Annotated in this window: 5 protein-coding genes; 4 read left to right on the top strand and 1 reads right to left on the bottom strand. The window is 34.2% G+C overall.

The features are described from left to right. Positions 1-3: 3 nt before the first annotated feature. Positions 4-501 (bottom strand): transcription repressor NadR, encoded by a 498-nt coding sequence (locus B2S90_RS05875; protein WP_278860523.1) that lies wholly within the window; start codon positions 499-501, stop codon positions 4-6. A gap of 84 nt (positions 502-585) precedes the next feature. Here B2S90_RS05875 and rsmA point away from each other — a divergent pair, with 84 nt between their 5' ends. The 4 genes from rsmA (at position 586) to B2S90_RS05855 (ending at position 4,701) form a co-directional block, all read left to right on the top strand. Further along, on the top strand, positions 586-1,404 hold the full coding sequence (gene rsmA / locus B2S90_RS05870) for a 16S rRNA (adenine(1518)-N(6)/adenine(1519)-N(6))-dimethyltransferase RsmA (protein WP_055234089.1): 819 nt from the start codon (positions 586-588) through the stop codon (positions 1,402-1,404). Further along, positions 1,401-2,267: a 4-(cytidine 5'-diphospho)-2-C-methyl-D-erythritol kinase gene (gene ispE, locus B2S90_RS05865; RefSeq protein ID WP_279079758.1), complete on the top strand. Its 867-nt coding sequence runs from the start codon at positions 1,401-1,403 to the stop codon at positions 2,265-2,267. The genes rsmA and ispE overlap by 4 nt, the downstream gene beginning before the upstream one ends. A 70-nt stretch (positions 2,268-2,337) precedes the next feature. Next, positions 2,338-3,735 (top strand): bifunctional UDP-N-acetylglucosamine diphosphorylase/glucosamine-1-phosphate N-acetyltransferase GlmU, encoded by a 1,398-nt coding sequence (gene glmU, locus B2S90_RS05860; protein WP_055234087.1) that lies wholly within the window; start codon positions 2,338-2,340, stop codon positions 3,733-3,735. 15 nt (positions 3,736-3,750) lie between these two features. Further along, entirely contained in the window at positions 3,751-4,701 is a 951-nt protein-coding gene (locus B2S90_RS05855) for a ribose-phosphate diphosphokinase (protein WP_278780757.1), read from the top strand. Positions 4,702-5,250 lie beyond the last annotated feature (549 nt).

The following is a 5,250-nucleotide window of genomic DNA, read 5'->3' as shown; positions in this document are numbered from 1 at the left end:
CTATTATTTTAATAATATATGCTTTTCATCCAGTGCTTCTTTAATACGCTCTAATGTTTCTTCATCAGGTGCTGTAATTGTATGCAAGTGAACACCATCTGTTAATAGAGAAAGAGGTGCGATATCATGATCCTTTACTGCAGACATGAACTTAGATACATCATAACGTGAATATATATGAAGATTTCCTTTGATTTCTCCATAAAGAGGATGTTCTACTATTACATCTTCAACCTTACCACCTAAATCTACAATAGTATTTAATTCTTCTTCTAATTGATCATTATTATGCTTTACTGCAATTGTATAATGATTACTTCTATTTGTTTCTAATATATATCCTCTAGGTGTTGCAGTAATATCTTCTCCCGATGCTCTTAGTAATGCAACATCTCCTACAATAATCTGTCTAGAAACACCTAATTCTTTCGCAATTTTACTTGCTGAAACAGGTTTATCACTACTACTTATTATTTCCATTATTCTTGTTTTTCTATCCATATACATCACCTTTTCGACCATTATAGAAGAATTTTTCAGGGAACTCAATGGTCTTTTCTTTACATATCCTATATAATAAATGATATGGAAAATATCGCAAAAAAATCAAATACAGAATTTATATTAAATACATTTAACTTAAAGCCTTCTAAGAAATATGGACAGAACTTCTTAGTAGATCCAGGTATTATTCAAAGTATCGCAGATCATGCTTCGCTGGATAAGGAGACAGCAGTTATTGAAATAGGACCTGGTATAGGTGCTCTTACAGAACAGCTCTCTAATAAAGCTGGTAAAATATTATGCTTTGAAATAGATGAACGTTTAAAGGAAGTATTATCATTCTCTTTAGAAGGACATGATAATGTGGAAATCATCTTCCAGGACTTTATGAAAGCTGATTTAGAAGAAGCATGTAATAAACTAAAGGACTATAAGGATATCTGTGTTGTCACAAATCTTCCTTATTATATTACTTCTAAAATCATCACAAAGATTGTATCTTCTTCTACACCTATTAATCGTTTAGTCGCTATGGTACAAAAGGAAGTCGCACTAAAACTCTGTTCTGAAGAAAAGAGTCCTTTAAAGATGATGATTGATTATGTAGGAGATGTTCAATATGAATTGAATGTGCCTAGACATGTATTCATGCCAGCACCTCATGTAGATAGTGCTGTTATTTCTATTCATAAAGAACGTGTTATATCACAGGAATTGATTGATCTTATTGAGGCAAGTTATACCGCAAAAAGAAAAACACTCTATAATAACTTAAAGTCTTTATATCATGATCAAACAAAAGAATTATTAGAATCATGTGGTATTCCTGTTAATAAACGTGCTGAGGAATTAAACATTGATGACTATATAAGAATACTAGAAAGGGGTCATACACTATGAAGATTCGTGCTTATGCGAAAATAAACCTTGCATTAGATGTAGTAAGTGAAAGAGAAGATGGATATCATGAATTAAATATGATTATGGCTCCTATTGGTCTTCATGATTTGATTCTTATTGATCCTATTGAAAAAGGTATAGAAATTACTACAAACACATACCGTGTACCTACTGATGAACGTAACATTATGTATAAGGTAGCAGATGCATTAATCAAGAAGTTTGATATCCAAAGTGGTGTAAGAATCCACTGTTATAAGCATATTCCCTCTCAAGCTGGAATGGGTGGAGGAAGTGCCGATGGTGCTGCCATCTTCCGTGCAATGAACAGTTTATTCCATTTACGTATGTCTTATCAGGATATGTGTGAAATGGGTAAAGAGATTGGTGCAGATATTCCATTTTGTGTATGGAATCGTATTGCGGTTGTAGGTGGTATTGGTGAAAATCTACATTTTATTGATCGTTCACGTTTTAATTGTCATTTATTGATTGTAAAACCTAAGAAAGGTGTTTCTACAAAGAAATGTTTTGATGATTTAGATATAGAAACTGCTGTTCATCCAGATATTGATTTAATGAAGCATGCAATTGAAAAGAATGATTATCAGGGTGTTGTAGATTGTTTAGGTAATACTTTAGAAGCTCCTTCTATTAAGATGGTACAGGATATCCAGTCTATTAAGGATGATATGATGAACTTTGGTTTTGATGGTGCTCTTATGTCAGGTAGTGGTTCATCTGTTTTTGGTATGACTCAAGATCCTGAATTAATTGATAAAGTGCTTCCATATTTTAAAAAGAAATATAGTTTTGCAATAAAAACACAGATTTACTATCCAGAGAAAAGGAAAAAGGGATAACTTGCGCCTTTTCTCTTTTATTTTGAATTGAATTTTGCTAGAATGTAAGGGAAAAAAAGGAGATATGTCGATGAAAGTTTATGCAGTTGTCTTAGCTGCGGGTAAAGGTACTCGTATGAAGTCAGATGCACCTAAGGTTGTTCATGAAGTTTTATATAAACCAATGATCAATCATGTGGTGGATGAATTAAAGAAGTTAGATATCGCAGAAACAGTCGTTGTTGTTGGACATGGGGCTGACCAGGTCAAGGCTTTGTTAGATAACGACGTCACTACTGTCTTACAGGAAGAGCAGAAAGGCTCTGGACATGCTGTCATGATGGCAGAAAGTGTTCTAGGGGATAAAGAAGGAATCACTCTTGTATTAAATGGTGATGCACCTTTAATTACTGCAGAGACATTACAGGGACTTATTGATTATCATATGAATGGTAAGAATAGTGGTACTGTAATGACATGTGATTGTGACTTGTCACTTCCATTTGGTCGTATTATTAAGGAAGATGGCCAGGTAACAGGAATTGTAGAATTCAAAGACTTACAGGAATCTCAGATGGATATCACTGAGATGAACGTAGGTGAATACTGTTTTGATAACAAATCAATGTTTGAAGCTTTAAAGAAAGTAACAAACAACAATGCTCAGGGTGAGTATTATATTACAGATTTAATTGGAATCATGAATGAAGAAGGCAAGAAGGTTGATGGCTATAAGATTCAGGATTTCAGTGAAGTAGGAGGCATTAATGACCGTGTTCAGCTTGCTGAAGCAACTAAGTTACTTCAGAAGAGAGTAAATAAGAACTGGTTATTAAATGGCGTAACTATTGTAGATACTGATAACACATATATTGGTACTGATGTTGTGATTGGTAAAGATACAATCATTGAACCAGGTTGTATTATCAAGGGACATACTACTATAGGGGCACACTGTCATATTGGTCCTTATTGTGAATTTACAGATGTAGATATTAAGGATAATGTGGAAATCAAGTTCTCAGTATTAAGCGATTCTGTTGTAGAAAGTGGTACTGATATTGGTCCTTATGCAAGACTAAGAACTAATTGTCATATTAGAGAGAATGTACACATTGGTAACTTTGTGGAAATGAAGAAAGCTGATTTTGGTAAGGGAAGCAAGTCTGCTCATCTTACTTATATCGGTGATGCTAAAGTAGGCGATGGCGTTAATATTGGTTGTGGTACTATCACAAGCAATTATGACGGTAAGAATAAGTCAATGACTGTTATTGGAAACAATGCATTTATTGGATGTAATTCAAATTTAGTTGCACCAGTGACTGTTGGTGAAGGCGCATTTGTTGCGGCTGGATCTACTGTAACAGAAAATGTAGAAGATGGTGCAATGTCTATCGCACGTGCTAGACAGGTGAATAAACCTGGCTATGCAAAGGTTTTAGAAGAAAAACGTATGAAGATTTATAACGAAAGAAACAAGAAATAAAAAAAGGGGACACATATGAGAAACAAAATTACAGTATTTTCTTTATCTTCAAGCAAGAAATTAGCTCAGGATATCGCAAGCATTTTAGGTACTAAGGTTGGAGACTGCAAAGTTCATCACTTCGCAGATGGTGAAATCTTATGTGAAATCGGTGAATCTGTTCGTGGTAAGGACGTATTCATTGTTCAGTCTACTTCTAATCCAGTAACTGAAAACTTAATGGAAATCTTAGTATTAACTGATGCTTTAAAACGTGCTTCTGCTCGTGAAATTACTGCAGTTATTCCATATTTCGGATATGCTAGACAGGATCGTAAAGCTAAACCTAGACAGCCAATCACTTCTAAGTTAGTTGCAGATTTATTAACTACAGCTGGTGTTAACCGTGTTGTAACTGTTGACTTACATGCAGCTCAGATCCAGGGATTCTTTGATATTCCAGTAGATGAAATGCAGGCTTTACCACTATTAATCAAATACTTCCGTAAGAAGAAGGTTCAGGATTTATGTGTTGTATCACCTGACCACGGAGGAGCTACTAGAGCTCGTAAGATGTCTGAAGCATTTGATTGTCCTATCGCTATCATCGATAAGAGAAGACCTAAACCAAACGTTGCTGAAGTTATGGGTATCATCGGTAATGTTGAAGGTAAGAACTGTATCTTAATTGATGATATGATTGATACAGCTGGTACTATTACAGCTGGTGTTGATATGTTAAAACAGAAAGGTGCTAAGGATGTATATATTGCATGTACTCACGGTGTACTTTCTGGACCTGCTATTGAAAGATTATCTACTTGTGCGGCAAAAGAAGTTGTTATTACTAACACTATCGAAATTCCACAAGAAAAGAAATTTGATAAACTTGTTTCTGTATCTGTTGCAGGATTACTTGCACATACAATTGAAAACATCGAAAACGATTTACCAGTTAGTGACGTATTCACTCAGTATGATTGTTAATGTAGAGGACTCATCACGAGTCCTTTTTTAGACTAAATATATGAAGTGAAAAAAATAAACTGCGCTAGTTTCTATATGTGACGACTTGATTATATTGAGGTTAAGTGTTAAACTTCATTTGAAGTCGAAAATCAAAATGCATCAAATGAAAAGGTAAGGATTGGCAGATCCTTACCTTTTCTAACTTTTATAGTGGTTTAACACTAGGCTAGTTATCGTTTGAAAAATTCGTCTAACCATTTGCAGATGTAGTAGGTAAGAACACCCACCATGACGGTTATGAAAAAGTCGAACATCAAACTATAAGCATATGAAAATGAAGTGAAATAATTACTTATATCATTTTTATGTTACTATGACTTATATCGTTTTTATGCTACGACGACTTGACTATGAAGTGGTTAAGTGTTAAACTTCAACTGAATTCAAAAAACAAACTGCATCAAACGAAAAGGTAAGGATCCACCAATCCTTACCTTTTCTAACTTTTAGAGTGGGTTAACACTAGGCTAGTTATCGTTTGAAAAATTCGTCTAACTATTTGCAAAT

This window comes from Catenibacterium sp. UBA627, from assembly GCF_002299355.1.
Lineage (GTDB): Bacteria > Bacillota_I > Bacilli_A > Erysipelotrichales > Coprobacillaceae > Catenibacterium > Catenibacterium mitsuoka.
Note: the sequence above shows the minus strand (reverse complement) of the source record. Positions and strands in the feature narration are given on the sequence as shown.

What these genes read in the sequence shown, in the direction of transcription:
- rsmA (WP_055234089.1), top strand. Translation starts at nt 586, where the DNA reads ATGGAAAATATCGCAAAAAAATCAAATACAGAATTTATATTAAATACA.
- B2S90_RS05875 (WP_278860523.1), bottom strand. Translation starts at nt 501, where the DNA reads ATGGATAGAAAAACAAGAATAATGGAAATAATAAGTAGTAGTGATAAA.
- B2S90_RS05855 (WP_278780757.1), top strand. Translation starts at nt 3,751, where the DNA reads ATGAGAAACAAAATTACAGTATTTTCTTTATCTTCAAGCAAGAAATTA.
- glmU (WP_055234087.1), top strand. Translation starts at nt 2,338, where the DNA reads ATGAAAGTTTATGCAGTTGTCTTAGCTGCGGGTAAAGGTACTCGTATG.
- ispE (WP_279079758.1), top strand. Translation starts at nt 1,401, where the DNA reads ATGAAGATTCGTGCTTATGCGAAAATAAACCTTGCATTAGATGTAGTA.